Genomic DNA, 26302 nt, shown 5'->3' on the forward strand with positions numbered 1-26302 from the left:
CAAGGATTGTTTATATCGGCGGTTGGCGCGGTAAAACCGCCGATTTCTTGCAATATCTGCTTACCAATTGGCGTTTTATGTCGCGGGAGCCGGATCGGGCAGTGCAGACGCTGGCAAGCCGAATACCCGGTCGAACAGCCAATTGAACGCAAAGGTGTAGCAAGGGATGAACACGATCAGCGCCAGATCCAGCAAAAAGGCCTGCACCAGACGGATGTTCATCCACCAGGCGATCAGTGGAATCAGGAACACGATCAGCGTCAGTTGAAAACCGACGGCGTGGGCGATGCGCCGTTTCACCGTGCGGGTGCGCGACACCTGGCGGCTTTCCCAGCGCTCGAACAGCGAGGTGTAGATGAAATTCCAGGTCACGGCGATGGTGGTGATGATGACCGCCAGCGGGCCGGTGCTGCCGGGCGAGGTGCCGGACAACAAGGCCAGGCCGAGGGCCGAGAAGGTCATGCCGATCACTTCATAGAGCGACACATAGACCAGTTTGCGTTTGACGCCTTGCATGGGGAATTGCCTCTTTCTTGCGACTTATGGCCAGCGGGGCTGGCGAAGGCGACGAAAGATAGCTTCAATAGCGGTGACAGAAAAAGTCAGTAGCTTTCAGTTTTATTGATAGGTATGAAGTGAATTTCAACAGCGAAAGCATCGAACTGTTTCTCGCCGTGATTGAGTGCGGCTCGTTTTCCGCCGCGGCCAGAGCGTTGGGCAAAGTGCCGTCGGCGGTGAGCATGGCCATCGGTAACCTGGAGGCCGAACTTGGTTATGCGTTGTTCGACCGCAGTCACCGCGAGCCGCAACCCACGGCAATGGCGCTGTCGCTGGTGCCCCATGCGCGGCTGATCGCCGATCAGCTCAAGCAATTGCAGGTGCACGCGGTGCAGTTGTCATTGGGGCTGGAGAGCAAGTTGTCGATCGGGGTGGCGGCGGATATCGATCGCCGACGGTTGCTGACGGCGATCAAGGACATCAGCGAGCGCCATCCGCTGCTTGACATCGAAGTGCTGACCGCGCCGCAGGATGACGTGCTGGCGATGCTTCACAGTGGCCGGGTCAGCGTGTGCCTGGCGTTCGCCGGGTTGAGCGTGAATGTGCTGGAGCGGTTTCAGTTTGTTGGCAGCGAACGGATGATCGCCACGCTGGCGGCAGACAGTCCGTTGTTGCAGGGGCAGGATCTGTTTCTCGAGGATCTGGTGCACGTGCGGCAGATCGTGGTTGGCAGTCGTGATTTGCCGATCAGCGAAACCCGGCCGCTGGTGGCCGAATCCCACTGGCGCACCGACAACCTGGAAACGGCGCTGGAGATGGTCGAGGCAGGGTTGGGCTGGGGCAATTTTCCGCTGTCGGTGGTGCAGCCGTGGCTCGATAGCGGACGCTTGAAGCGGCTGAATTTCCGCAACATCGAAAACGGCCTGGTGCTGCCGGTGCACGCGGTGTGGCTCAAGAGCCAGCCGCTGCAGAAGGGGGCGCTGGCATTGGTTGAAATACTCGGCCGGTGATCGTTGCCACGCGAAGTGGGAACGATCAGGCGGAGTGAGGGCGTCTGGGAGTGATGCGGTGTCAGGTGCTTTCGCGGATCTTCAATTCGAAGCCCATGTCCTCGACCGGCCGCGCCACGTTGTTGCCGGCCATCAGCGTCAGCATCTGCTCCGCCGCACGTTTGCCGATCGCCTCGCGAGGCGTGTTGATGCTGCTCAGGCGCGGCACCATGTGCTCCGACATCGGCAGGTCGTTGAAGCCGAGGATCGCCACTTGCTCGGGGATCCTGATCCCGCTGCGCAGCGCTTCGAGCAGGGCGCCCTGGGCCAGGTCGTCGTTGCCGAAGAAGATCGCATCGACATCCGGATGCGCCGCCAGCAATTGCAGGAACAACTCGCCGCCCAGGCCCACGGACGATGAGCGCGGGGTCAGCACTTCCAGATCCGGGTCGTAGCGACCGGCCTTTTGCAGCGCCTTGCGAAAGCCCTCGCCACGCAGCAATGTGCGCTGGTCGAGCTGCGCGCCGATGTACGCCAGACGCTTGCGGCCACGGGACAACAAATGTTCGGCAGCGGTTTCCCCGGCGCTGAGCTGCGAGAAACCGACGCAGTTCACCCCGGCGGCGCTGTCCAGTTCCATCATGTACACGCAGGGAATATTGCTGGCCTCGATCATCCGCCGCGAACTTTCAGTGCGGTCGAAGCCGGTCAGCAGCAAGCCGCGCGGCTGATAGGCCATGTAGTTGCGCAGCAGGTTTTCTTCTTCATCGCGCGAATAGTGGAAGTTGCCGATCAGCACTTCGAAGCCTTTTGGCGTCAGTACCCGATGAATGGCTTCCAGGGTGTCGATGAACAACAGGTTGGACAGCGAAGGTACCAAGACCACCACCGAATGGCTCTGGGCCGAGGCCAGGGCGCGGGCGGCGGGGTTGACCACGTAGTTGAGTTCCTGCGCGGCTTTCTGCACTTTTTCCACCAGTTCAGTGGCGACCGTACTGACCCCACGCAGGGCGCGGGAGGCGGTAATCGGGCTGACGCCGGCCAGACGGGCGACCTCATTAAGAGTGGGACGGCCGGTGGTGCGAGTGTTTTTATCGTTTTTAGGGGTGGTCATCGGGCGGCTTGCCAAACAAAAATCAAGGCACTAAGGTAGCGCTGTCCTTATGCAGCTGCAAATGCGTAAGCGAGGTCCTGCCTGATCCTCGCTTTTTGGCGTACGGACAAAACCTGCTGCAACCCAAAAAAACGACAAGAAGGCGTCGGCAACTTCTGCCTGTGCACTAGAGTCATAGCTAGCAAAGGTAGCGCTGTCTGCGCGCTGAGGTGTTACATGAATCATCCCATCACCGCCCTGGTCATCATGGGCGTTGCCGGTTGCGGCAAGACGTGCGTCAGCGAGGCCCTGTGCCAATTGAGCGGCGCCACTGCCATTGAAGGCGATACTTTCCATCCGGCCGCGAACATCGAAAAGATGAGCGCGGGGATCCCCCTGAACGACGAAGACCGTGCCGGCTGGCTCGACAGCCTGTGCGACGAACTGCGCCGCGTCGACGCCCTGGGCGAACGCCCGGTGCTGACTTGCTCGGCCCTCAAGCACAGTTATCGCGAAGTGCTGCGCAGCGCCTTGCCGGGCCTGGGCTTCGTGTTCCTCGAATTGACGCCGGAAGTCGCCGCCGAACGCGTGTCCCACCGTCCGGGCCACTTCATGCCGGCCACCCTGATCGAAAGCCAGTTCGCCACCCTCGAATCGCCCAAGGGCGAGCCGTTGACCCTGGCCCTGAATGCGTCGATCCACAGCGTTGAAGAACTGGCGGCCCAGGCCCACGTCTGGTGGCAGGCCCATGGCCTGAAACAGGCGGTATGAGTGTGAATGTGAAGATAGCGCTGTCCTTTCGACTTCTGATTAACCCGCTTTAATAACAACAACAAACCAGGAGACACCCCCTCATGTTTGGCATGTCCCATGACGCCTACCTGCTGCTTGATGCAGTGGTTACGGTGATCGGACTCATCGTCCTGATCACCAAGTTCAAGATTCACCCCTTCATTGCCCTGACCATCGCCGCCGCGTTCCTTGGCCTGACGTCCGGCATGCCGATCGGCACCATCATCAAGGCGTTCCAGGACGGCTTCGGTGGCGTACTCGGTTTCGTCGGCATCATCCTCGCGCTGGGCACGATGCTCGGCAAGATGATGGCCGAATCCGGCGGTGCCGATCAGATCGCCCAGACCCTGATCCGCGCCTTCGGCAAGGACAAGGTGCAGTGGGCGATGATGTTCGCCGCGTTTCTGGTGGGCATTCCGCTGTTCTTCGAAATCGGCTTCGTGCTGCTGATTCCGCTGGTGTTCATCGTCGCTCGCCGCACCGGTGTGTCGATCATCAAGATCGGTATCCCGCTGCTCGCCGGCCTGTCCGCCGTGCACGGCCTGGTGCCGCCGCACCCGGGCCCGCTGCTGGCCATCGGCGTGTTCGGTGCCGACATCGGCAAGACCATTCTGTACGGTCTGATCGTCGCACTGCCGACCGCCATCATCGCCGGCCCGATCTTCGGTACGTTCATCGCCAAGCACATTCCGGGTCATCCGAACCAGGAATTGGTCGATCAACTGGCCCGTGAAAACGATTCCGCCAACCTGCCGAGTTTCAGTATCACCCTGGTCACCGTGCTGCTGCCGGTGTTCCTGATGCTGTTGAAAACCTTTGCCGACGTGGCGCTGCCGGACGGACATTTCTTCCGCACCTGGATGGACATGATCGGGCACCCGATCTCGGCGCTGCTGCTGGCATTGCTGTTGTCGCTGTACACCTTCGGCTACAAGCAGGGCATTGGGTCGAACCAGATGCTCAAATGGCTGGATGCAAGCCTTGCGCCGACTGCCGCGATCATCCTGATCATCGGTGCCGGCGGTGGCTTCAAGCAGATGCTGGTGACCAGCGGCGTGGGCGACGTGATCGGCCACATGGCGGTCAGCGCGCAGATCTCGCCGATCCTGCTGGCGTGGCTGGTGGCGGCGGTGATCCGCATCGCGACCGGTTCGGCCACCGTGGCGACCATCACCGGTGCGGGCATCGTGGTGCCGGTGGTGGGGATGATCCCGGGCGTGAACCGTGAGTTGCTGGTGCTGGCCACCGGCGCCGGCTCGCTGATCCTGTCCCACGTCAACGACGCCGGTTTCTGGCTGGTGAAGCAGTACTTCAACATGACCGTAGCCGAAACCTTCAAGACCTGGACCGCGATGGAAACCATCCTGTCGGTGGTGGGCCTGGGCTTTATTCTGTTGTTGTCGCTGTTCGTTTAACCTCGAGCGCAAGACACAAAAAAACCGCAGCAATGCGGTTTTTTTGTGGGTGATGACTTTGATCGTTCCCACGCTCCGCGTGGGAATGCAGCCCGGGACGCTCTGCGTCCCAAAGCGGACGCAGAGCGTCCATTGAGGCATTCCCACGCAGAGCGTGGGAACGATCAGGTCAGGTCAGGTCAGGTCAGGAGGAGAGGAGGCAGTTACTTGGTGCCCAGGCCATCCGCCCGGAACATCCCGCGAATCCCGCGTACCGCCTGGCGAATCCGGTCCTGGTTCTCGATCAGCGCGAAGCGCACGTGATCGTCGCCGTACTCACCAAAGCCGACACCCGGCGAGACGCACACCTTGGCTTCTGCCAGCAGCTTCTTGGCGAACTCCAGCGAACCGAGGTGCGCGTAGGCGTCGGGAATCTTCGCCCAGACGTACATCGAGGCTTTCGGGTTCTCGACCATCCAGCCCAGTTCATGCAGGCCTTTGACCAGCACGTTGCGGCGCTGGCGATACTGCTCGGCGATGTCGCGCACGCATTGCTGATCGCCTTCCAGCGCAGCAATCGCGGCCACCTGCAGCGGGGTGAAGGTGCCGTAGTCGTGGTAACTCTTGATTCGCGCCAGGGCGCTGACCAGTTCCGGGTTGCCGACCATGAAACCGATCCGCCAGCCCGCCATGTTGTAGCTCTTGGACAGGGTGAAGAACTCCACCGCAATGTCCTTGGCGCCCGGCACTTGCATGATCGACGGGGCCTTCCAGCCGTCGTAGACGATGTCGGCGTAGGCCAGGTCGTGCACTACCAGCACGTCGTATTGTTTGGCGAGGGCGATTACCCGCTCGAAGAAATCCAGCTCCACGCATTGCGCGGTCGGGTTGGACGGGAAGCCGAGGATCATCATCTTCGGTTTCGGGATCGAGCCGCGAATCGCCCGTTCCAGCTCGGCGAAGAAATCCACGCCCGGCACCAGCGGCACCGAGCGCACCTGGGCGCCGGCAATCACCGCACCGTAGATGTGAATCGGGTAGCTCGGGTTCGGCACCAGCACGGTGTCACCCTGATCCAGGGTCGCCAGCATCAGGTGGGCCAGGCCTTCCTTGGAACCGATGGTAACGATGGCTTCGCTTTCGGGGTCGATCTCGACCTCGTAGCGTTCCTTGTACCAGTTGGAAATTGCCCGACGCAGGCGCGGAATGCCCTTGGACGTGGAATAGCCGTGGGTGTCCTCGCGTTGTGCAACCTGGACGAGTTTTTCGACAATGTGCGGCGGCGTGGCGCCGTCGGGGTTGCCCATGCTCAAGTCGATGATGTCTTCGCCACGACGTCGGGCGGCCATCTTCAGCTCGGCGGTGATGTTGAAAACGTAAGGGGGGAGTCGATCAATGCGCGCAAAGCGGCGCGGCGAACCTTGTTCAGCCATTGTTGCCTCGGATAACGTAAGCGCCCGGAACCGTCCGAGCGACGCTGGTCACTGCGGTGACCTGTGGCGGACGATAAGGGCAGTGATGGCAGACTGTCCAGAGCCTTTGTAAACAATTTTTTCCCAAGGAAATCGGTTAATGGAATTCACCAGCGGCTTCTTGCTGAGCCTTTCGCTGTGCCTGGACACCGGCGTGGCCAACATTGCGATGATCACCCTGGCGATGCAGCGCGGCTATTTCCAGGGCTTCGCCCTGGGCCTCGGCACTTGCGTCGGCGACTTGATCTACGCGGTGCTGGCACTGGCCGGGATGACCGTTCTGCTGCAGTACGAAACCGTGCGCTGGGTGTTGTGGATCGGCGGTTCGGCGCTGTTGATCTATTTCGCGGCGAAGATGATCTATTCGGCGATCCACCACGAAGCGCAATTGGCGGCGACCGCCGAAGTCGGCCAGAACTCCCATCGCAAGGAATTCTTCCGTGGGATCTTTCTGGCCATGTCGTCGCCAAGCGCCATCCTCTGGTTTGCGGCGGTGGGGGGGACGTTGATCGCCCGTTCCGGTGGCGGCGGTCCTTTGAGCTCGGCGCTGTTCCTCGGCGGCTTCCTGAGTGCCGGGTTGTTGTGGTCGGCGGGACTGTGCTTCGCCGCGAGCCATGGCGGCAAGTTGCTCGGTGACAAGCTGCTGCGCTATTCCTACTTGGCATCTGCAGCGATCTTCTGCTATTTCGCGGTCTACGTGATCGTATCCGGTTATAACGAGTTCGTCGGTTCCGGTGCCATCGACGCCCTGCATACGCTGTAAATGTGCGAATCGGGTTTGGCTTCTATACTCCCAGCCGAACCCACTTTTTTCGTTCAAGGAGTCGCGTCATGGATGAGCAAAAACGCGTCGAAGTGGCTGAACCTCGCTTCGAACATGGACACTTCCTGCTGATTGCAGGTTTTCGCGATCGCTTCACCAAAGAGACCGTTCAGGACATCCCTGCACTGTGGGAAAAACTCATCCCGCACATCGGAAATATTCCGGGACAGAAGGGCGAAGTGACCTACGGCGTTTGCAGCAATTTCGACGGCAACGGCGGTTTCGATTACATGGCCGGTGTCGAAATCCGCAAGCTCGATGACTTTCCCCAGGAAAAATATCCGTGGATCGAAATCCTGCCACGCCAATACGCGGTATTCGAACACAGGGGGTCGCTGGATCAGTTGCCGCAGACCCTTGATTACATCTACAACAGCTGGCTGCCGGCGTCCGGATACAAAGGGCTCAACGCCCCGGAGCTGGAGCGCTACAGCGCCGATTTCAACCCGAAGCTCAAGACCGGCAAGCTGGAAATCTGCGTCCCGGTCGAAAAGAAAACCTGATCGGCAGCCGGCAGCGCGAACCCGTTTCGCGCTGCCGGTCGAGCCCTATTTGCCCTTGATCCGTCGTGCCCGCAACAGGTCGATGCCCAGGGTGATGAAGCCGAAGAAGCTGATGCCCAACACCATCAACAAACCGATTTCCACGCTGCTCATAAACGCTTCCCCCTCGGGTGATAAGAGTCAGGTCTCAGAAATAGACCGTCCCGAATCCGAAGAAAAGCGCTTATACGCAGGCTTTACGCCCCCCAGGCGGATCGATATGAACACCTTATTCCTTTATCCTTGGCGGCCCTGTTTTTACTGATTTCGAGCCGCCATGAACACCGTCATCCGCCACGTCACCGCCGCCGACCTGGATCGCTGCTACGCCATCGAAACCCTCGCCTATGAGGGCGACGAAGCCGCGACCCGCGAGAAAATCGCCACGCGCATCGCCACCTGGCCGGACGGTTTCATCGTCGCCGAGGTGGACGGGCAGGTGGCCGGCTTCATCAACTCCGGTGCGGCGTTTGACGTGCAGATGTCCGACGAGGCGTTCAAGGAACTGATCGGCCACGACCCGGCCGGTCCGAACGTGGTGATCATGTCGGTGGTGGTGCACCCCGATTATCAGGGGCTGGGCCTGGCCAAGCGTCTGCTGGGGGAATTCATCGAACGCATGCGCGAGCAGGGCAAGGCGACGATTCACCTGATGTGCAAGGAAAAACATATTCCGCTGTATGCCGGGTTTGGCTTCGCCTACATCAAACCGTCCGAATCCGACCACGGCGGTATGGCGTGGCACGAGATGATCCTCACTCTGTGAGCCAACACTAAACCCCTATGGGTGATTGGTTACTCATTTGTACGTGTCATACACTCACCCGGGCAGGCGGATTTCTAGTTTTTAATAAGGATTTTTTGTACCGCGCCTACCGCTCTATCAAGTACTGCCTCTTCACTTAAATCGGTGGTGTCAATCGCCACCCAATTTGCCAAACCACAGCGCTCATAACTGGATCGGACTCGGTTTTGATATGCAATGAAACTTTTAAGACGATCCTCATTGCCACCGTCATAAGCTCCGCTCTCGCTTAGACGGAACGATCCCTTTCTTTGTGCCGCGAGAGCCGGATCAACATCGAGAAAAATCACGAAGTCTGGCTTTCTAATTGTTGAAAATACTGCCAGGGCTTCTTCTGCTAAATCTGTACTTTTAAGCAAGAAGCGCGCTAGGTATTTGTGGTACCAGCCATCTGCGATGCAATTTTCGCCAGAGCTAACTATTGGAGATATAGCAGCATGGTCTGTCGCTTGAAACCATGCAGTTATAAGGCTCATCCAGTGTTTGTCGCCTAATTGCTCAAGAGGGGCATCGTCCGGATAATCCCAAAGGATCTCCCGGAGTCGTGACATGTGGAATTCGGTATATCCTGAAGAAACGGGTGGGCGGTTTTTGTCGACGTAGTGCAAATCCATATTAGATTGGGAGAGGATTTCGTATGTTGCTCTTGCGATAGTAGACTTTCCTGCACCATCCGTTCCTTCAAATGCGATAAATATTCCTTGCTCAGATGTGTAGTTCATGCGAACGCTCCTAGGTAGGCCTCAGTATCTAGAGAGTTTCTACCGCTACCCTCTATCAATGGTCGAAATCCTTCTCTTTGATAAATTTCTGACATCTTTTTACCAATTGCACTAAGAAACTCTACGGAAGGTCGTTCTCTCGCACTGTATTGCGAGCCAGCATCTGGGTGAAATGCTGCCACTGCTGGAACTACGCCCATCTGACCAAAGTATTCGATACCTTCTATGATTGACTCTAATGGCTCCATTCCGGCAACGAATCCGGCATATACGTTGCCGCGTCCGAGAGTTTCTACAGCGGCTTCAAAAGCTTCGAGGAAACGATCTCGAGTGTAGTCACGAGATTTGCCTGGGCATACTTCTGAAAAAAGGCCAGGGTTGAATACTTCCAGGCTCATTGACATGTTATTGCCGACAGCCTTGAATTTTTCGAAAAGACGGAAATCTTTGGGTGGCATAGAAATCAAGTGGTAATCCAAGTGGTTATGTGCATTCTTTTCTTTTACTCTATTCAGCAAATCGATATGCATCTCATACCCTTTGTCGTAGTTAGGGATTGTACCTCCGTTCAATAATACCCTACGGTATCGGCTGCTCTCATCTTTGACAGCCATCGCTACTGCTTCTCCAGCAATGTCGCCTTTAATTCGCATTCTATGATCTGACAGACTTTCTCGAGCTGAACCCAGAGAGCAAAATTTACACTCATGACCGTCATTGAAGTAATAGCAATGGCCGGGGGAGAAGATTCCAAGCGTAGAGTTTCCGTATATCGTCAGATGTTTTTCAAAGAACTCGCCATTGCTTAAAATTTTTCCGTAAGATTTAGGCCTGGCTGGAAACGTAATGTTAATGGTGTTTTTGTTGTAGCTTAGTGCGGGAGTATTTTGTTCTAAGATGATTTTGTATTCTGAGTGTGGGTTGTAGTTGACGGCAGTAATGATATCTCCATCAAGAATAATTTCTTGTGGGGTTCGGATCGTTGGGTCGATTATGACGCTGTCGCCTGTTCCGTATGCACGTCTTTTTTCAATATGATTCACCTCTGTTTGAAAATGCTCTAAGAAATCCCGGCTGAAATTAACGCCATTGGCCAGTATGGATAGTTTCAATTTTGCTGTATCGAATAGCATGATTCGGCTTCCAGTTAATTGCGCTACAAGAATATTGTTATTAGACTTTCTGAAGATAGTGCAATCAATGTTCCATTATCCTTCAGCGCTTCTGCGGATGGCGGTAAGCAATGCCTTAAGTGACCTTTGTCATCGAATAATGCTCCGCCTGACTCTGTCAAAATAAGTTTTGCCGCCGCAATATCACAGCTTCTCTCATGTCCAGGTGAACCGATATCAATAAACGCATCAAGAACCCCAGCAGCAATCAGGCAGATTTCCAACGAAGAGCAAGAGTAAACACGCACTTTGTCCGCTGACCATAAAAGCCGTTCTATTTTATGTCTTTCTTTACTGCCACGAGGACGGTGAAATGAAAGTCGCATTTGTTCCAATGATTCGGTTTTTCGTGTGTTTAACCGTTTCACAATTATTGCGGACTGAAGATACGCTCCTTCACCAAGTGCAGCGGTATAGACTAAATCTCTAGAGATGTCGTAAATCCATCCAAATACGTACTCATCACCATGATAGATGGCAACACTAGATGTGTAGTTCGGGAAACCCATAAGCGCATTGTGTGTGCCATCTAGGGGGTCAATCAGAGCGTAGAGGTCACCGTGATCTCCAATTGTTATTGGTGAAGTGCTTTCTTCTGAGTAAATTGTCATTTTAATACGAGATTTTGACAAGCAGCTAAAGAGTATGTTTTGGCAATCTATGTCGTATTGTGTTTGGTTGAAATGCTGGTTTGTGTTGGTTTTGTTAAACTCTGGAAGAGTGGACAATGTGCCGGCCCAATAGCGCCGTAACTGCTTTCTGGCTTCATAAAGACTTGCTTCCAGTTCTGGAATGTATTCGCGCTTGAATAGTGCTCTCATACCGATTTCTCAGATATTAATTGCGTGTGCCAGTTTTCCCGATTGAGTTTAGAAGCGTAGACTTTTACGTCGAATAGTTTTCCTGCGTAAACGGCGTAGTCTGCACTCATAAAGGCGCTGAAGGTTTTGGGGGAAAGTGCTAGTGTTTTAACTTCGAAGTTGTAACCGAGTTTCTTTCTGATCATATTCGCCGCTTGCCTTAGGCTTCCGCCGGTATAGGCCTTGTCTATAACCAGCCATGAATCATTCGACGAAGTTATATGAGGGAATATGTCTAGAAAATTTTCATCTCTAGCTAGAAGGCTCGGGTCATTTTGGCGATGGATTTCAGAGAAAAATATATCTGTATCTTTGGTAGCTGCCAGGTATCCAAGTGCAAGTGGTAGGCCGGCTGATAATAAAAAAAGCTTGTTTTTTGATATGTTTTTGATTTTTAGCCAGATAGAGTGGTCGTCATAGATGTATCTGGTATTGAGAGCAAGACTGCTATCCCAGTGTTCATGAGAAATGTATTTGCTGTAGAAGGCGCAGAATTTATTGTGGAAATCCAAGGTTTCATTATCAGTATCTATTAGCAGTCTGGTTTTTGTAAGGCCTCTATTCGTTGGCTTTACGCAGGGAAAAGGCTGATGGGATGTCGCGAGTGCTTCTTTAATCAGAGCGCTCTTGAAATCCAATAATTTGGCCTTGGAAGGTCCTGACACGGCTAGTTCTGGTGAGAGACCATCTCCCTTTATCTTGCAAATGTCAGATGATTGTAATTGGGTTGTCCTAGAGTTTAAGTACTCCCATATTCGTATTATCTCTTCGTCTGACATACCATCATAAATTGGGTCGAGGTTACTCAAGTCGCAAACCATGACTTCCGGATGGCGAAGTTCAAAGGAAGCTCTCTGGAGATGGCACCCGCTCATTAGCGCTTTGCGGTAAGCGTAATAATCACTGGTTTGTAAACCGGTCAGAGTTCTCCATGCGTGATGCTCGCTAATAATGGTTGTGGAATTTAAGTGCGAGTTGTAGAGCAAAGGTAACGCGCTGGCATGATTCATGTTTGGAGTCTCACGAAAATGCAATCGGTTAGGTGCTTTAACTTGCGTTGTCAATTGGTAAAGGCGTGATCAAGTATCTAAGGTTTACCTATTGGTTGGCTGCTGTGTGTTTTCAATAAAAATATCAATCGCCAAAACATTGTCAGCATTAGAATGAATGAGCAGATTATTAAGGTTATAAATATAGAATGTATGTTGCGGTAAAAATTTAGAAGAATTGCGCAAAGGGCAATGCCAAAAATGTTCAACGTCAGAATGGTTAGAAGTGTGGGAGCCCAGAAATCGTCCATGCTCCTCAAAATCGTCCTGGTTAAAACATAGACGAACTCAAAAGCTAAAAACGGAATCGAGTAAAGAGTATTGGTTTCAATTAGTTTTCTGATCGTTGAATCTGATGTATAGGTCATGGAAATGTTTTCTTTCCAAACGACACTGGCTAGCAAAAAGGGCGTTAGTGCTAATAGGCCTGCTTTTAGGCCTTGGATATACGTTTTTTTTAGTGATCCTAAATCCCTCTTGGTAAAGTGACGGGCGGTGATAAGCCCCGTCGCATTTCCTATTCCAATTGATACCATATATATGATGCTTATAAAGTGTAGTGAGGCTTGGTAGGCGGATAAATTGTTTTCACCTAAGTTTTTCGAAATGAATGATAAGATGAAAAATAGAAAGCTTTCACCTCCAAAGCATAAGGCCATTGGCAAGCCTCGAGCTATATACTTAAGATACTGTTCTTTCGGTATTTGTATGGCTTTTTGAAAGTTGTTGATGTACAGGTGGATTTTAGAGTTGAAGTAGAAGAGTGCGAGAGTAGCGAAAGCACATCGTAAGCAAGAATATATGAGTATGAAGTCAGGTAGCGTGATTGCCGAGTTCGTGTTGATCAAGATTATGCAGGCGGAACTGAGGCAAGTGTTAAATGTCCACGTATAGATTACTTCATAGTGTGTTTTTTGAACTCCGTTAAAAAAGTTGAATATTGTAACCTGTAGATATATGGCTGGAATTGATAGGGATATTAACAGCAGTGCTTGGATGTCTTCCGTGTTGGTTAGGTTTGTCATTCGTGTAAGCGCGATTGTGTGCGCAAAAGAAATAATAAATATTATCAGGACTCCAAATAAAATCGAAAGCCTGAGTGATATTGTTATTTCGGATTTTATGTTGTTGGTGTTTAGGTTGTTTGATCCTGCTATCTTGATTTGTGTTGGGGAAAAAAATCCGATACCGATGACAGTGATAAACGATATTGATGCCAAGGCGAATGAAGCGGAATCAAGTGAGTCAACAATAAAGTGGCCAGCGAAGGAAAAGTAGATCAGTGAAGCTGCCATGTCGCCCAATCTGGAGAATATGAGCGGAATTGCTATTTTGTAAATTTCCATAAGCGGGCCGCCAGCGAGAAGCACCAATTAACAAGTATGGCGTTGTAGAGACGCTTTATTCCCACTCTTTCAGTAAACTCAAAAGCGTCGGAGTGTTCTTTGCGGCAAAGTATTTTTTTCTGAAATAGTATTCGCACATTGAAACTTTGTGAGTGGTCTGCTTACGCTCATTGAATTCATTGTCGAGGGCGGCAAGAGACTGTTCTGCAGTTGGATAGATTTTTGAGCTGTTTAGAATTTTTTCAATTTCTAAAAATAGCAGATCCATATATTTGAGGGTTTCTTGAATGTAAGATCTGCATTCGTCTCTTGTGCTGGCACCTTGTCTGGCTAGTGCGAAGAATTTGCTCTTGATCTCATCAAATCCTTCGATGCGGTACATGTTTGAGTATATCCACTTGTAATGTTTGTTTGTTGTGCCCGTAAGATAGGTAAAGCTCATTGTGGTTTTAAACATCATGTCTCGAGCTATCTCGCAACCCATCCATAGATTTTCTGATTGCCAGCAACCTTGAACATCCTGGAAAGCATAAAACACTGGAAGTTTTTCTCGGTGAGCTAAGTAAATATGTTTCTCCACGGGGATTCTTGATTTAAGTTTAAGGAATTTTTCATCGTTATTCAGAGCATGCCCGATTATTAGTCTATGGATTACATTGTTTTCTGTATTCGTCAAAGCAGGAGCGTAAAGAAAACGCTGGTCGGAGGCGATTTCTTCAAATGCTTGTTCGATTTTGAAAAATATATTATCTATTTCTGAGTATGTTACATAGTCGGCATCAATGTGAATGCTGGTATCACCGTAGAAGTCTGTTGTATTGTGAACTTCTTCATCTTTAGTGATGTGGCGATAATTAATGTCGGTAACAAACGCATGTCCGATGTGTTCCATGTTTTTCGCTTTCGGACGTTTTTCACAAATGACAATGCAGTCGATATCAGAATGAATTGTTCCGATCCCCTCAATTAAAGAGCCTGAAACAATCAGTGTGCTTGTGTGCTCCAAGTATGCTTTATCGAGTAAATAGCTTTTTGGTAATGATAATTTCCCATCCAATATTGTTATGTTGTTCTCAGAAATTGAGGATTTTGATGTTTTTATTAAGGTTTCCATTTTAGATGTCCTGTGTACTTAAATTTTCTGTAAACCTCGCTCATGAGGAAACCCTAGTTTTTACTTGGGTGTTTCGTCAATATTTGGATCCAGAATCGGAAGAGCCCTACAAGTTATTGAAGGGCGAGAATGTTTTTGGTGAAGGAAAAATCTTTTTATATAAGTTAGCTCCTACAGATGGTTTCCACAGAATCTGTAGGAGCTTTGGCTAAGATGTTTTCTTAATAGAGACTATCGCGCACTCTGATCGGGGCTTCGCGATCATAAGCCTCGGCATCAAACTGCCCATCATTCAGCCGCTTGTGAAACGCACCCGCCGTCGGCAGCGCCGAGCGCGGCAAGTGGGTTTCAGGGTTCCACGCATCCGAACGCACGAATGCCTTGGAGCAATGAAAGAACGCCGCCTCCACCGTCACCAGCAACACCGTGCGCGCCGGTTTGCCATTCACCGCGAAGCTTTCCAGCAACTCGGGGTCAGCGCTGATGGTCGCCGTACCGCTGACCCGCAATGTCTCGCCGATCCCCGGAATGATGAACAGCAGCGATACCCGCGGATCGTGCAGCACGTTGCGCAAGGTATCGATGCGGTTGTTGCCGGGGCGATCCGGCAGGGCCAGGGTGCGCTCGTCGATGATCCGCACAAACCCCGGCGCATCGCCGCGCGGGGAACCGTCGATGCCATCGGCGCCCACCGAGCTGACAATCACCAGCGGCGAGACCCGGACCATCGTCTGATAGTCCTCGTTGAGAAAACCGATCTGTTTGCGCACCGCCCGCTCGTGGGGCCGTCCGTAGATGGCTTGCAGCGCTTCGATTGAATCGATCATCGTTGCTCCCTCGACGATTAGAAGAACAACCCCATGCGCCGCTCGTAACCGATGCGCCCCTTGTAGGCTTCGCCGCTGTCGACGAAACCGTACTTGGCGTACAGCGCAATCGCGGCGTCGTTGTCGGCGTCCACCGACAGTTCCAGCCCTTTGATGTCCGGCCAGGCCTGGCGCGCAACGTCCGGCAACGCCAGCAGGCAAGCCTTGCCATAACCCTTGCCCTGGGCGCGGTGATCGACCTGCAACGCATGCAGGGTGGCGCTGTGTTCATCGGCCCATTCCGGCAACACCGGCGGGCGTTTGAGCAGCAGGAACGCTACCGGCACGTCTTCGGCCAGCAGCGCAAAACCTTTCACGCCAGGACCGGGTTTCGACAGCAGCGTATGCAGGGCGCCGTGGATATCGCCGGAGAACTTGATCTGCTCGGCGTGGATTTCAATCGCTTCGACTTGCTGACGCTGCAAGGCGTTAAGGCTCTCGTACGGTACGAGTTTGGCTGACACGGGAATTTCCTTTTTCCTACAAAGATGAGCCTCGGATTCTAGCGATTTTGTCTTCTTCGGAAATTTTTTGTTTCGGTTGTCGATCCGGCAAATCGCCGAACGACTAAGGGTGTCTTCACAACAAAAAACACGGAGAAACCCTATGAGTACGCAAGCGCAGATTCAAACTCTGATCGACACCTACCGCGAGGCGGTGATGACCAAGGATGTGGAAAAAGTCATGGCTCTGTACGCCGACGACATCCTTTCCTTCGATGCCATCAAGGCCCTGCAATTCAAGGGCAAACCGGCCTACCGCGCGCACTGGGTGGATTGCATGGAAATGTGCCCTGGCCCGCACATTTTCGAGTTCCACGAAATCGCCATCGAGACCGCCGACAACATCGCCTTCGCCCACTGGGTCGCCAATTGCGGCGGCACCAATGAAAAAGGCGAAACCCAGAGCTGCTGGATGCGCGTCACCGCCTGCTATCGGCAGATCGGCGGTGCGTGGAAAATTGTTCACGAGCACTGGTCGGCGCCGTTCGACCCGATGAGCGGCGCGACCCTGTTCGATGTGAAACCCTGATCTTCAGCCATAGTTGATCCGTCCGATTCAGGAGAACGCCATGAAGTATTTATGCCTGGTCTACAGCGATGAACGCCTGCTGCATTCGTCGCCCGACAGCCCGGAAGACGCCGAGTGCTGGGCCTACGCCGAGTCGATCCAGGGCAGCGGCCGGATGGTCGCCGCCGAAGCGCTGGAGTCGGTGCAGACCGCCACCACGGTGCGCATGCGCAACGGCAAACTGTCGATCACCGACGGCCCGTTTGCCGAGACCAAGGAGCAGCTGGCCGGCTTCTACCTGATCGACGCGCGGGATCTCAACGAAGCGATTCAGGTCGCCGGCAACATTCCGGCGGCCCGGGTCGGCAGTGTCGAAGTGCGTCCCGTGCGCCAGTTGAATGTCTGAGGTCAGGGCGCGGGTCGAGCAGGTCTATCGCGAAGACTCGCGGCGGATCCTCGCGACCCTGATCCGTCTGCTCGGCGATTTCGACCTCGCCGAAGAAGCCTTGCACGAGGCGTTCTTCGTCGCGGTCGAGCGCTGGCAGCGCGACGGCATGCCGGACAATCCGCGAGCCTGGCTGGTGTCCACCGGGCGCTTCAAGGCGATCGACGTGTTACGCCGTCGCGCACGGTTCAAGGCCTCGCAGCCGTTGTTGCTGGCGCAACTGGAAGAACTGGAACAGTCCGAATGGGACGCTGAAGACGTGGAAGACGATCGCCTGCGCCTGATCTTCACCTGCTGCCACCCGGCGCTGGCGGCGGACGCGCAAGTGCCGCTGACCCTGCGTGAAGTCTGCGACCTCACCACCGAAGAAATCGCCCGCGCATTCCTCTCGGCCCCGGCGGCGATTGCCCAGCGCATCGTGCGCGCCAAGGCGAAGATCCGCGACGCGAAAATCCCCTATCAAGTCCCGAGCCTGAGTGAATTGCCCGAACGCCTCGACAGCGTGTTGCGGGTGATTTATCTGGTGTTCAACGAGGGGTATTCGGCATCCGGCGGCGCCCAGGTCACCCGCGAAGACCTGACCCGCGAGGCGATCCGTCTCGGGCGGTTGCTGCTGGAGTTGTTGCCGGATCCGGAAGTCATGGGATTGCTGGCGTTGATGTTGTTGCACGAATCGCGGCGCTCGGCGCGCTCCACGCCAAGCGGTGAACTGATCTTGCTGGAGGATCAGGATCGCGGGTTGTGGAATGCCGAGCTGATTGCCGAAGGCTGCGATCTGGTGGAAAAGGCGCTGACCACGGGGCGCTTCGGGCCTTACTGCCTGCAGGCTGCGATTGCGGCGGTGCATGCCGAGGCGCCGACGGCGAGGGAGACGGACTGGGCGCAGATCGTCGGGCTGTATGACGTGTTGCTGCGGGCGGTGCCGTCGCCGGTGATCGAGTTGAACCGGGCGGTGGCGGTGGCCAAGCGTGATGGGGCGTGGGCGGGGTTGACCCTGGTTGAAGGGATTCTGCAGCGCGGCGAGTTGCAGGATTACCACTTGGCGCATTCGGCGCGGGCGGAGTTTTGTCGGCAGTTGGGGCGGGTTGAGGAGGCTCGGGCGGCTTACCGGCGAGCCTTGGAACTGACCCGGCAGGCGCCGGAGCGGCGGTTTATTGAAGGGCGGCTTTGGGCTCTGGATCGCTTGCCCTCACCCTAGTCCGCTCCCGGAGGGAGAGGGCTGGGGTGAGGGCGCTTTTGCTTCTTGCTTTTGCTTTTAGGCCTGCTGGCGCGTAGCAGCCATCACAATCTCGCGAATACAAACCCCCTGCGGCTGCCCATACGCATAGGCAATCGCCGTCGCCACATCTTCGGCACTCAATACCGTGCCCCCCATGTCCTGTTTCCAAGCCTGGTAGCCAGTCTTGATCGCTTCATCCGTGGTGTGGCTCAGCAATTCGGTTTCCACCGCACCCGGCGCAATCGTGGTCACCCGCACGTTATGCGGCGACAACTCTTCACGCAGGTTCTCCGACAACCCGTGCACCGCAAACTTGGTCCCGACATAGGCCACATGGTTCGGGAAGGTCTTGCGTCCGGCCACCGAGCTGACGTTGATGATCGTGCCGTGCCTGCGCTCGATCATCCCGGCGACCACCGCGTGCACGCCGTTGAGCAAACCCTTCACGTTGACGTCGAGCATCTGGTCCCACTGCGCGGGGTCCTGTTTGCTCATCTCGCCCAGCAGCATCACCCCGGCGTTGTTGATCAGCGCATCGGCCGGGCCAAATTGCGCTTCGGCCTCGGCAACGGCGGCCAGCAACACGGCGCGGTCAGTGATGTCGACGCGGCGGCTGAGGCTGTTCGGCAGTGCCAGTGCTTCAAGGCGTTCGATACGCCGGGCCAGCAACAGCAGCGGGTGGCCGGCAGCGCTGAAGCGGCGGGCGGTGGCTTCGCCGATGCCCGAGCTGGCGCCGGTGATGATGATCAAGGGCTTGCTCATGGTTGAACTCCTGAGATAAGAAAAACAAATAACCAGATTCGTGGCGCAGTATATTTAGCCCGCTGGAGGCTGAAAAATGCCTTATTCCTCTGTCTGCTATCGGAATCTCCTATGGATATCCGCCATCTCAAAGCCTTCCTCGCGGTGTTTGAAGAACGCAACATCACCGCTGCCGCGCAACGGCTGTTCATCAGCCAGCCCACGTTGTCGGTGACCATCAAACAGCTGGAAGAAGAACTCGGTGCGACGCTGTTTGTGCGTCAGCCCCGTGGTGTGGACGTCAGCGACGAAGCGCGACTTCTGTATCCGCAGGCGCGGCGGATGGTGGCCGAGTCCGAGGCATTGAGCCGGATGTTTCGCGGCCGCGAAAACCGTGCGCCGCTGACCCTCGGCATCGAGGGCGACATCGCCGCCAGCCATATCGAAGCCTTCGTGCGCCTGGCCCATCAGGCGTTGCCCAACCTGCTGCTGACGCTGGAGGAGGGCTGTCACGGTGATGGTCGGTTGGCGGTCGAAGAGATGTGCTGCGAAGACGAACTGTTCCTGCCGCTATGGGAAGAACCCTATGTGATGGCGCTGCCCTTCGACCATCCGATGGCCAACGTGCAGGCGGGCTGGGCGCCCATTGAGGACTGGATCACCTGCCCGCAGCATCCGTCCCATCAACGCTTGATGGCGCTGTACGGACGCTCGCCGGAAACGGTGGCGGGGCAGGCCGGTTCACTGCAACAGGCGTTGCACATGGTGGCGGCGGGCGTTGGCGTGGCGATGTTGCCGCAGTCGCTGGTCAGCGGGCATGAGCGCATCGTCGTGCGCACGCTGCACCTGCCGGCGCCGACCCGGCGGGTGGGGTTGTGTTATGCGGCGCAGGCCCTGGAGTTGTCGACGATGCGCGGGTTGCATGAGTATTTTCAGGTCAATCGCCCGGTAGCCATCGAGGCGGCCTGAGCTATTCCAGCATTTTGCTGAGCAACCAGCTCCCCGCCGGCCCCGGCGGGTAGAGCCGCGACCATAGCGCATCGACGAACACCGGCTTAGGCCAGCCGCGCACTTTCAACTCGACCAGCAAGTCATTGCCGAAACGCTCCACCAGCCAGCGCGGCAGCGGCGCCCAGCCGAAACCTTTTTCGGCCATTTCCAGCAGCATCAGATAACTCGGTGCCGACCACACCCGGCCTTTGCCGCGACTGTCATAGGGATTGACGATGGTGGCCAGGCGCAGTTCGCGATGCTGTTCAAGGACCGTCTGGTCGATGGATTCCTGCGTCGCCAACGGATGGCCACGCCCTACGAACAAGGCGATTTCAGTGCGTTCGGCGACGGTTGCAGTCGCCAGGTCCGGTGGGTAACTGTCCTGCATCTCGGCGAACGCCAGATGCGCCCGACCACGCTGCACCAGTTCGACCAGGTCATCGCACTCGGCGATCAAACACTCCAGTTCCAGATCCGGATATCGCTGTTCGAAACCCACCAGTGCCGCTTCGAAACGGTCGGATTGATAAGTGTCAGAAATTGCCACCGTGAGCTTGGGTTCGACGCCCTGGGCCAGTTGCCGGGCGGTCATTTCCAGGCGGCTGGTGGCCGCCAGAATGGCCTCGGCCCGTTGCAGCATCACGTGGCCGGCCGGGGTCAGGGTCGGCTTGCGGCTGCTGCGGTCGAACAGCACCAGATCCAGATCAATCTCCAGACTGGCCACCGCTGCACTCACGGTCGACTGACTGCGCCCGAGTTTGCGCGCGGCCGCTGAAAACGAGCCTTGAGTCGCCGCCTGGACAAATGCGAGCAACACTTCCTGAGAGGCCATGAACTATCGCCTTGGTCGATGGTTATTGGTTATGAAGTATCGGTTCGGTGCTGGATCATGGCAACCATCTTCACAGAGGACTTCGGCCATGACTGCCCACAAATCCATCACTGAACGTCTCTTCCAGGCCATCGGTTTCGAACTGCTGGCGATCCTGATCTGTACCCCGTTGCTGGCGTGGATCATGGGCAAACCGCTGGTCGAAATGGGCGCCGTCACTCTCTTCATCGCGTTGCTGGCCCTGGGTTGGAACGTGGTGTTCAACGGCTTCTTCGACCGGATGCTCAAGCGCTGGAACATCGCTCACAACGCCTGGGTGCGAGTGGCGCATGCGCTGCTGTTCGAGGGCGGGTTGATCGTGATGGGCGTGCCGCTGATTGCCTGGTGGCTGTCGGTCAGCCTGTGGCAGGCGTTTCTGCTCGACATCGGCGTGCTGCTGTTTTTCCTGCCGTACACCTACGTCTACCACTGGGGTTATGACGTGCTGCGCGAGCGGCTGGTGATGCGCAACACGTGTCAGAGCTGAAACAAACAATCGCAGCCTGCGAGGGCTGCGATTGTGGTGTCTGGACTCGTTTGAACCTTAAAGAAACATCCCGCCCGACGCTTCAATCCGCTGACCGTTGATCCACTGCGCCCCCGGCGACAGCAGCAGCGCCAGTGCACCGCCAATGTCATCCGGCTGCCCGGCACGGCCCAGCGCAGTGTTACTGGCGACCATCGCGTTCAGCGCCGAATTGTCGCGCACCGCGCCGCCGCCGAAGTCGGTTTCGATGGCGCCCGGCGCCAGGATGTTCACGGCGATCTGTCGCGCGCCCAACTCCTTGGCCTGATAACGGGTCAGCACTTCCATCGCGCCTTTCATCGCCGCATAGGCGGCATAACCCGGCAGGGTGAAGCGGGCCAGACCGCTGGAGATATTGATGATCCGCCCGCCATCATTGATTAGCGGCAGCAGTTGCTGAGTCAGGAAGAACGGCCCTTTCAATTGCACATTCATCAGCAGGTCGAACTGCTCCGGCGTGGTGTCGGCGAACGACGCATGCACACCAATCCCGGCGTTGTTGATCAGAAAGTCGAAGCGTGGCTGCCCAAGTTGTTGCAGCACCTGCTCGACCCGCACGGCGAACTCGGCAAAGCCTTCGCTGCGGCCCACATCCAGTTGCAGCATTACGGCCTTGGCGCCGAGTGTTTCCAGTTCCTGGACTAGCGCCTGGGCTTCATCGGCGCGGCTGTTGTAGGTGCCGATGATGTCCACGCCTTGCGCGGCGAGGTGCAGGGCGGCGTTCTTGCCGAGGCCACGGCTGGCACCGGTGATCAATGCGATTTTGCGGTTCATGGGTCTTCCTCGATGGCGGTTACGGTTGATGGGGCAAAGTTTATTTATCCGCCATGAGGTGATAAACAGACTGAAACCGGAATCACTGGTCGGATTATTCGAACAATCGAGAGGTGGCCCATGAACAAACTGGAACTGCTGCGCACCTTCGTCCGGGTCAGCGAATTGTCGAGTTTTACGATGGCCGGGGAGAGTCTGGGGGTGCCGCGCTCGACGGTATCCGAGCAGGTGCAGGCGCTGGAAACCCTGCTCGGCACGCGCCTGCTGCAACGCACCACGCGCAAGGTCCAGGCGACTCAGGACGGTCTCGCGCTGTACGAGCGCAGCAAGGATCTGCTGTCGCACATGGACGAAATCGAGAACCTGTTCCGTCAGGACGAAGCGTCGCTGACCGGGCGGATTCGGGTCGATATGCCGAACATTCTGTCGCGACGGCTAATCCTGCCGAAGCTGCCGGAATTCATGGCGCGCCATCCGAACCTGGAACTGGAAATCAGCAGCACCGATCGCCGGGTCGACCTGCTTGCCGAAGGCTTCGATTGCGTGGTGCGCATCGGCGCGCAGCCCGATCAGTCGGTGGTGGCGCGGCACCTGGGGGATTTCAGCATGATCAACTGCGCCAGCCCTGCCTATCTGCAGCGCTACGGCGTGCCGCAGACGCTGGAGGATCTGGCGCAGCATCGGTTGGTGCACTACGTCGGTGTGCTGGGTTCGCGTTCGGAAGGGTTTGTCTACGAGCAGGACGGGCAGGTTCACCGCGTGCCGATGGCCGGCAGTGTGACGGTCAACAGCACCGATGCCTACGAGTCGGCGTGCCTGGGCGGGTTTGGTCTGATTCAGGTGCCGCGCACCGGCATGAACACCTATCTGGACAGCGGCGAGATCGTCACTGTGCTGCCGCAATACACCGCGCCGGCGATGGGCATTTCGTTGTTGTACGCGAGGCAGCGGCATCTGCCGTTGCGGGTGCGGGTGTTCATGGATTGGTTGGGGGATTTGATTCGTTCGACGCTCTGATTTCTGCCGCCAATCCCTGTGGAAGCACAGCCCCGCACAGGGAGTCGGCTGGATCAGAAAATCTGGGTAAACAGCCAATACAGGCTGCCCGACAGCAGAATCGCCGCCGGCAAGGTCAGCACCCACGCCATCAGCAGATTGCGGATGGTCTTCATCTGCAAGCCGCCACCATTGGCGACCATGGTCCCGGCCACGCCCGAGGACAACACATGGGTGGTCGACACCGGCAGACCGAACATGTCGGCGGCGCCGATGGTCAGCATCGCCACGGTTTCCGCCGACGCGCCCTGGGCGTAGGTCAGGTGGGTCTTGCCGATCTTCTCGCCGACCGTGACCACGATCCGCTTCCAGCCGACCATGGTGCCCAGCCCCAAGGCAATCGCCACCGCGATCTTCACCCACAGCGGGATGAACCGGGTGGCGTTGTCGATCTGTTGCTTGAACAGTTGCAGCTTGCCGCTGGTGTCGGCGTCGAAGCTGCCGACCTTGTTCTTGTCCATCAGGCGAATGGTTTCGCTGGCCAGGTACATGTCATTGCGCACGTTGCCCATGGCCTCGGCCGGGACTTTCGCCAGCGAGCCGTAGCCTTTGACCTCTTCACCGATGTGTCCGGTCAGGGAGGCGAGAGCCGGGATCAGTTGCGGCGTGGCTTGCTTGCTGCGCACGTAATCCGAGAGCACGGCGCGTGGATCGGCCGGTGTCGGCAGTGGCGCACTTTTTACCAGCGCCTGCTGGGTCACTTGGGCGACGGCGGCGAATTGCAGCGACTGTTCTTCCGGCATGGTGCGATTCAGCGCATAAGCCATCGGCAGGGTGCCGACCAGAATCAGCATGATCAGGCCCATGCCTTTCTGGCCGTCGTTGGAACCATGGGCAAAGGACACGCCGGTGCAGGTCAGGATCAGCAAACCACGAATCCACCACGGCGGCGGGGTGTTGCCTTCCGGTGCCTTGTACAGCGAACGATTCTTCACGAACGCGCGCAACGCCAGCAGCAACAGCGCCGCGCAACCGAAACCCACCAGCGGCGACAGCAGCAGCGCGTAACCGATCTTGGTCGCCTGGGCCCAGTCCACACCGCTGGTGCCGTCGCGGCCATGCATCAGGGCGTTGGCCACGCCGACGCCGATGATCGAACCGATCAGCGTGTGCGATGACGAGGCCGGCAGGCCCAGCCACCAGGTGCCGAGGTTCCACAGGATCGCCGCGATCAGCAGCGCAAAGATCATCGCGAAACCGGCGGACGAACCGACTTGCAGAATCAGCTCCACCGGCAACAACGCAATGATGCCGAACGCTACCGCGCCACTCGATAGCAGCACGCCGAGGAAGTTGAAGAGCCCCGACCAGACCACCGCGAAATGCGGCGGCAGCGAATGGGTGTAAATCACCGTCGCCACAGCGTTGGCCGTGTCGTGAAAACCGTTGACGAACTCGAAGCCCAGGGCAATCAACAACGCCACGCCGAGCAGTAGAAACGGTGTCCAGGTGGTGACCACCGTGCCGAGTTCGTGCATGTCGTGCATCAGGCTGTAGGCGGTGAACAACAGTCCCATCGCCAGCACCGCGAAAAACACCACGTAGGTGAACGGGCCGGTTTGCATGTCGAGGGCCGGTCTGCCACTGGCAGCGGAGGCCGGGCTGGCGGTCAGGGAGGGCGTAGCCATGGAGGGACAATCCTGAGCGGGGAAGGAATGTTGCCCATGATCGTTGCTAAATATTGCAGAGAGGCTGCGACAGATCAGTGTTCAGTGGATTAGCCGCACCGTTGGTCTTCTGACTGAAGATCGTTCCCACGCTCTGCGTGGTAACGCCGCCCGGGACGCTCCGCGTCACCTGATGCATTCCCACGCGGAGCGTGGGAACGAGCGGCAGGGTCAGTCCGCGCTTAGTAATCGCGACGCTTGCGAAACGCCCAGCGCCCGGCGATCACGGTAAACGTCGCCACCAGTGCCACCAGAATCCAGAACCCCTGCGGATCGGTCGCCAGCGGCACACCGCCGACGTTCATGCCGAAGAAACCGGCGATGATGTTGATCGGCAGCGCCAGCACGGTGACCACGGTCAGGGTGAACAGCGTGCGGTTGCTCTGTTCGTTGAGGTTGGCGGCGATCTCTTCCTGCAACAGCTTGATCCGTTCGCCGAGGGCGGTGAGGTCGTTGATGATCAGCGCGAACTCCTCAGTGGACTTGCGCAACTCCTTCACGTCTTCCTTCTGTAACCACGGCGGCGGCCGGTTGAGCAGGCGTAACAGCGAACCCGGTTCCAGCGCCAGCAGCCGTTGCAGGCGCACCAGCACTCGCCGGTTGGCGCCGAGTTCGGCGCGGTTGGTCGACAGTCGTGAGGACAGCAATTCGTCCTCGACCTGATCGACGCTCATGCTGGTCTTGCGCACGATCTGGGTCAGCACTTCGCCCTGATCGCGCAACAGGTGCACCAGCAGTTCCGACGGCGAACGAAAACACTCGCCGGCCTTCACCGAAGAACGCAGCTTGTCCACCGAATGCAGCGGTTGCAGACGTGCACTGACGATCAGTTGGCTGCGCACGCAGACCCACAGCGTCGACACGTCCGACGACACCATGCTGCTGAGGTTGAACACCACATCGTTGACCACCGCCAGCAGTGCCGAGTCCACATGCTCGATGCGGGTCGAGCGCGAACCTTCGTGCAGCGCTTCGAAAAACTCTTCGGGCAATTGCAGATGGCTTTTCATCCAGCGCTCGCACGCGGCGTGGGCCAGGTTCAGGTGCAGCCAGAGAAATTCATCGCTGTCGCTATCGTCTTGCAGGCAGCGCAGGGCAGTCGCCGAATCCACCTCGCGCCCGCGTTCGCCGGGGCGAAACCGAAAGCCGTAAAGCAGGCCGAACAGGTCAGGATCACGATGGCTGATATCGAGGCTGTGGTTCATGAAGGCTCGCTGCGAGGAGGCGTCTGTCGCGGGATTTGCAGATTCACCTGAGCCGCATCATCGCCATGTCACATGACCGTTGTGTGACAGCAAAATGACGTCAAATCAACGCGTTACCGGCGGTCGGATTTTTCTCAAGAAGGGCGCTGGCACGCCGATCACGCATGAGTTAGGTTGCGCGCCTTCGGCCATGAGCCAAGGTCCGCCGACACGGATGTCCGGCAACAATTCACGTCTTACCGGGCGTGCCTCATCCC

The 26302-nt window shown here is 56.5% G+C and carries 29 protein-coding genes; 13 read left to right on the forward strand and 16 right to left on the reverse strand.

Annotated elements, in window-relative coordinates; translation table 11 throughout:
• Positions 1-75 precede the first annotated feature (75 nt).
• Positions 76-516 carry a PACE efflux transporter gene (locus L6D81_RS02885; protein ID WP_236177830.1) on the reverse strand — a complete coding sequence of 147 codons (441 nt, stop codon included), beginning with the start codon at positions 514-516 and terminating at the stop codon, positions 76-78.
• A 119-nt stretch (positions 517-635) separates the two neighbouring features.
• Between L6D81_RS02885 and L6D81_RS02890 the strand changes: the two genes are divergently transcribed.
• Complete coding sequence (locus tag L6D81_RS02890; protein ID WP_236177831.1) at positions 636-1508, forward strand: LysR family transcriptional regulator; 873 nt, start codon at positions 636-638, stop codon at positions 1506-1508.
• 61 nt (positions 1509-1569) lie between these two features.
• Here L6D81_RS02890 and gntR read toward each other — a convergent pair whose 3' ends face one another.
• Positions 1570-2601, reverse strand: a complete 1032-nt coding sequence (gene gntR / locus L6D81_RS02895; protein ID WP_236177832.1) for an HTH-type transcriptional regulator GntR — start codon at positions 2599-2601, stop codon at positions 1570-1572.
• A 216-nt stretch (positions 2602-2817) separates the two neighbouring features.
• On the opposite strand from gntR, the gene L6D81_RS02900 reads away from it, so the two are divergent.
• Together L6D81_RS02900 and L6D81_RS02905 are read left to right on the forward strand one after the other, a co-directional pair.
• On the forward strand, positions 2818-3351 hold the full coding sequence (locus L6D81_RS02900) for a gluconokinase (protein WP_011335582.1): 534 nt from the start codon (positions 2818-2820) through the stop codon (positions 3349-3351).
• A gap of 83 nt (positions 3352-3434) precedes the next feature.
• Positions 3435-4787, forward strand: a complete 1353-nt coding sequence (locus L6D81_RS02905) for a GntP family permease (protein ID WP_236177833.1) — start codon at positions 3435-3437, stop codon at positions 4785-4787.
• Positions 4788-4990: 203 nt separating this feature from the next.
• Here the strand turns inward: L6D81_RS02905 and alaC are convergent, their stop codons facing one another.
• Positions 4991-6199, reverse strand: a complete 1209-nt coding sequence (gene alaC, locus L6D81_RS02910) for an alanine transaminase (RefSeq protein ID WP_074688274.1) — start codon at positions 6197-6199, stop codon at positions 4991-4993.
• 139 nt (positions 6200-6338) lie between these two features.
• Between alaC and L6D81_RS02915 the strand changes: the two genes are divergently transcribed.
• The 3 genes from L6D81_RS02915 (at position 6339) to L6D81_RS02925 (ending at position 8369) form a co-directional block, all read left to right on the forward strand.
• Positions 6339-7001, forward strand: coding sequence for a LysE family translocator (locus L6D81_RS02915; RefSeq protein WP_236177834.1), 663 nt, complete (start codon positions 6339-6341; stop codon positions 6999-7001).
• A 68-nt stretch (positions 7002-7069) separates the two neighbouring features.
• Positions 7070-7564, forward strand: coding sequence for a GyrI-like domain-containing protein (locus L6D81_RS02920; RefSeq protein ID WP_236177835.1), 495 nt, complete (start codon positions 7070-7072; stop codon positions 7562-7564).
• Between the two features lie 316 nt (positions 7565-7880).
• A complete protein-coding gene (locus L6D81_RS02925; RefSeq protein ID WP_236177836.1) occupies positions 7881-8369 on the forward strand; it encodes a GNAT family N-acetyltransferase in 489 nt (162 codons plus the stop codon).
• A 74-nt stretch (positions 8370-8443) separates the two neighbouring features.
• Here the strand turns inward: L6D81_RS02925 and L6D81_RS02930 are convergent, their stop codons facing one another.
• The 5 genes from L6D81_RS02930 to L6D81_RS29575 all read right to left on the reverse strand — a co-directional run bounded on the left by L6D81_RS02930 (position 8444) and on the right by L6D81_RS29575 (position 13236).
• Positions 8444-9130 carry a dTMP kinase gene (locus L6D81_RS02930; protein ID WP_236177837.1) on the reverse strand — a complete coding sequence of 229 codons (687 nt, stop codon included), beginning with the start codon at positions 9128-9130 and terminating at the stop codon, positions 8444-8446.
• Positions 9127-10263, reverse strand: a complete 1137-nt coding sequence (locus L6D81_RS02935) for a radical SAM protein (protein ID WP_236177838.1) — start codon at positions 10261-10263, stop codon at positions 9127-9129. Before L6D81_RS02935 ends, L6D81_RS02930 begins: the two co-directional genes overlap by 4 nt.
• Before the next feature lie 23 nt (positions 10264-10286).
• The gene (locus L6D81_RS02940; protein ID WP_236177839.1) at positions 10287-11123 is read right to left on the reverse strand and encodes an inositol monophosphatase family protein; all 837 of its coding nucleotides are present in this window, start codon (positions 11121-11123) and stop codon (positions 10287-10289) included.
• Complete coding sequence (locus L6D81_RS02945) at positions 11120-12172, reverse strand: hypothetical protein (protein ID WP_236177840.1); 1053 nt, start codon at positions 12170-12172, stop codon at positions 11120-11122. The genes L6D81_RS02940 and L6D81_RS02945 overlap by 4 nt, the downstream gene beginning before the upstream one ends.
• A gap of 77 nt (positions 12173-12249) precedes the next feature.
• Positions 12250-13236, reverse strand: coding sequence for an MATE family efflux transporter (locus tag L6D81_RS29575; RefSeq protein WP_309295815.1), 987 nt, complete (start codon positions 13234-13236; stop codon positions 12250-12252).
• Between L6D81_RS29575 and L6D81_RS02955 the strand changes: the two genes are divergently transcribed.
• On the forward strand, positions 13169-13489 hold the full coding sequence (locus L6D81_RS02955; RefSeq protein WP_236177842.1) for a hypothetical protein: 321 nt from the start codon (positions 13169-13171) through the stop codon (positions 13487-13489). The two genes, L6D81_RS29575 and L6D81_RS02955, sit on opposite strands and share 68 nt — an antisense overlap.
• Positions 13490-13612: 123 nt before the next feature.
• Here L6D81_RS02955 and L6D81_RS02960 read toward each other — a convergent pair whose 3' ends face one another.
• The 3 genes from L6D81_RS02960 to L6D81_RS02970 all read right to left on the reverse strand — a co-directional run bounded on the left by L6D81_RS02960 (position 13613) and on the right by L6D81_RS02970 (position 16001).
• A complete protein-coding gene (locus L6D81_RS02960) occupies positions 13613-14671 on the reverse strand; it encodes a hypothetical protein (RefSeq protein ID WP_236177843.1) in 1059 nt (352 codons plus the stop codon).
• A gap of 221 nt (positions 14672-14892) precedes the next feature.
• The gene (locus tag L6D81_RS02965; protein WP_236177844.1) at positions 14893-15498 is read right to left on the reverse strand and encodes a pyridoxamine 5'-phosphate oxidase family protein; all 606 of its coding nucleotides are present in this window, start codon (positions 15496-15498) and stop codon (positions 14893-14895) included.
• A 17-nt stretch (positions 15499-15515) separates the two neighbouring features.
• Positions 15516-16001, reverse strand: coding sequence for a GNAT family N-acetyltransferase (locus L6D81_RS02970; RefSeq protein WP_236177845.1), 486 nt, complete (start codon positions 15999-16001; stop codon positions 15516-15518).
• A gap of 142 nt (positions 16002-16143) precedes the next feature.
• Between L6D81_RS02970 and L6D81_RS02975 the strand changes: the two genes are divergently transcribed.
• From L6D81_RS02975 to L6D81_RS02985, 3 genes are read left to right on the forward strand one after another with little or no spacing between them, the layout of a single operon-like run.
• Positions 16144-16569, forward strand: coding sequence for a YybH family protein (locus tag L6D81_RS02975; RefSeq protein WP_236177846.1), 426 nt, complete (start codon positions 16144-16146; stop codon positions 16567-16569).
• Positions 16570-16609: 40 nt separating this feature from the next.
• Positions 16610-16954: a YciI family protein gene (locus L6D81_RS02980; RefSeq protein WP_007951101.1), complete on the forward strand. Its 345-nt coding sequence runs from the start codon at positions 16610-16612 to the stop codon at positions 16952-16954.
• Entirely contained in the window at positions 16947-18191 is a 1245-nt protein-coding gene (locus tag L6D81_RS02985; protein ID WP_236177847.1) for an RNA polymerase sigma factor, read from the forward strand. Before L6D81_RS02980 ends, L6D81_RS02985 begins: the two co-directional genes overlap by 8 nt.
• 57 nt (positions 18192-18248) lie before the next feature.
• Here L6D81_RS02985 and L6D81_RS02990 read toward each other — a convergent pair whose 3' ends face one another.
• On the reverse strand, positions 18249-18974 hold the full coding sequence (locus L6D81_RS02990; RefSeq protein WP_236177848.1) for an SDR family oxidoreductase: 726 nt from the start codon (positions 18972-18974) through the stop codon (positions 18249-18251).
• Between the two features lie 111 nt (positions 18975-19085).
• Between L6D81_RS02990 and L6D81_RS02995 the strand changes: the two genes are divergently transcribed.
• A complete protein-coding gene (locus L6D81_RS02995; protein WP_236177849.1) occupies positions 19086-19922 on the forward strand; it encodes a LysR family transcriptional regulator in 837 nt (278 codons plus the stop codon).
• 1 nt (position 19923) lies between these two features.
• On the opposite strand, the gene L6D81_RS03000 is transcribed toward L6D81_RS02995, so the two are convergent.
• Positions 19924-20778: a LysR family transcriptional regulator gene (locus L6D81_RS03000; RefSeq protein WP_236177850.1), complete on the reverse strand. Its 855-nt coding sequence runs from the start codon at positions 20776-20778 to the stop codon at positions 19924-19926.
• A gap of 88 nt (positions 20779-20866) precedes the next feature.
• Between L6D81_RS03000 and L6D81_RS03005 the strand changes: the two genes are divergently transcribed.
• A complete protein-coding gene (locus L6D81_RS03005) occupies positions 20867-21304 on the forward strand; it encodes a multidrug/biocide efflux PACE transporter (protein WP_236177851.1) in 438 nt (145 codons plus the stop codon).
• 57 nt (positions 21305-21361) lie between these two features.
• Here the strand turns inward: L6D81_RS03005 and L6D81_RS03010 are convergent, their stop codons facing one another.
• Positions 21362-22117, reverse strand: coding sequence for an SDR family NAD(P)-dependent oxidoreductase (locus L6D81_RS03010; RefSeq protein ID WP_236177852.1), 756 nt, complete (start codon positions 22115-22117; stop codon positions 21362-21364).
• 120 nt (positions 22118-22237) lie between these two features.
• Between L6D81_RS03010 and L6D81_RS03015 the strand changes: the two genes are divergently transcribed.
• Positions 22238-23134, forward strand: coding sequence for a LysR family transcriptional regulator (locus tag L6D81_RS03015; RefSeq protein WP_236177853.1), 897 nt, complete (start codon positions 22238-22240; stop codon positions 23132-23134).
• Between the two features lie 53 nt (positions 23135-23187).
• On the opposite strand, the gene L6D81_RS03020 is transcribed toward L6D81_RS03015, so the two are convergent.
• Together L6D81_RS03020 and L6D81_RS03025 are read right to left on the reverse strand one after the other, a co-directional pair.
• Positions 23188-24801 (reverse strand): inorganic phosphate transporter, encoded by a 1614-nt coding sequence (locus L6D81_RS03020; RefSeq protein WP_236177854.1) that lies wholly within the window; start codon positions 24799-24801, stop codon positions 23188-23190.
• A gap of 221 nt (positions 24802-25022) precedes the next feature.
• A complete protein-coding gene (locus L6D81_RS03025) occupies positions 25023-26045 on the reverse strand; it encodes a transporter (protein ID WP_236177855.1) in 1023 nt (340 codons plus the stop codon).
• Positions 26046-26302: the final 257 nt, after the last annotated feature.

It is taken from the genome of Pseudomonas sputi, assembly GCF_021603585.1.
Classification (GTDB): Bacteria; Pseudomonadota; Gammaproteobacteria; order Pseudomonadales; family Pseudomonadaceae; genus Aquipseudomonas; species Aquipseudomonas sputi.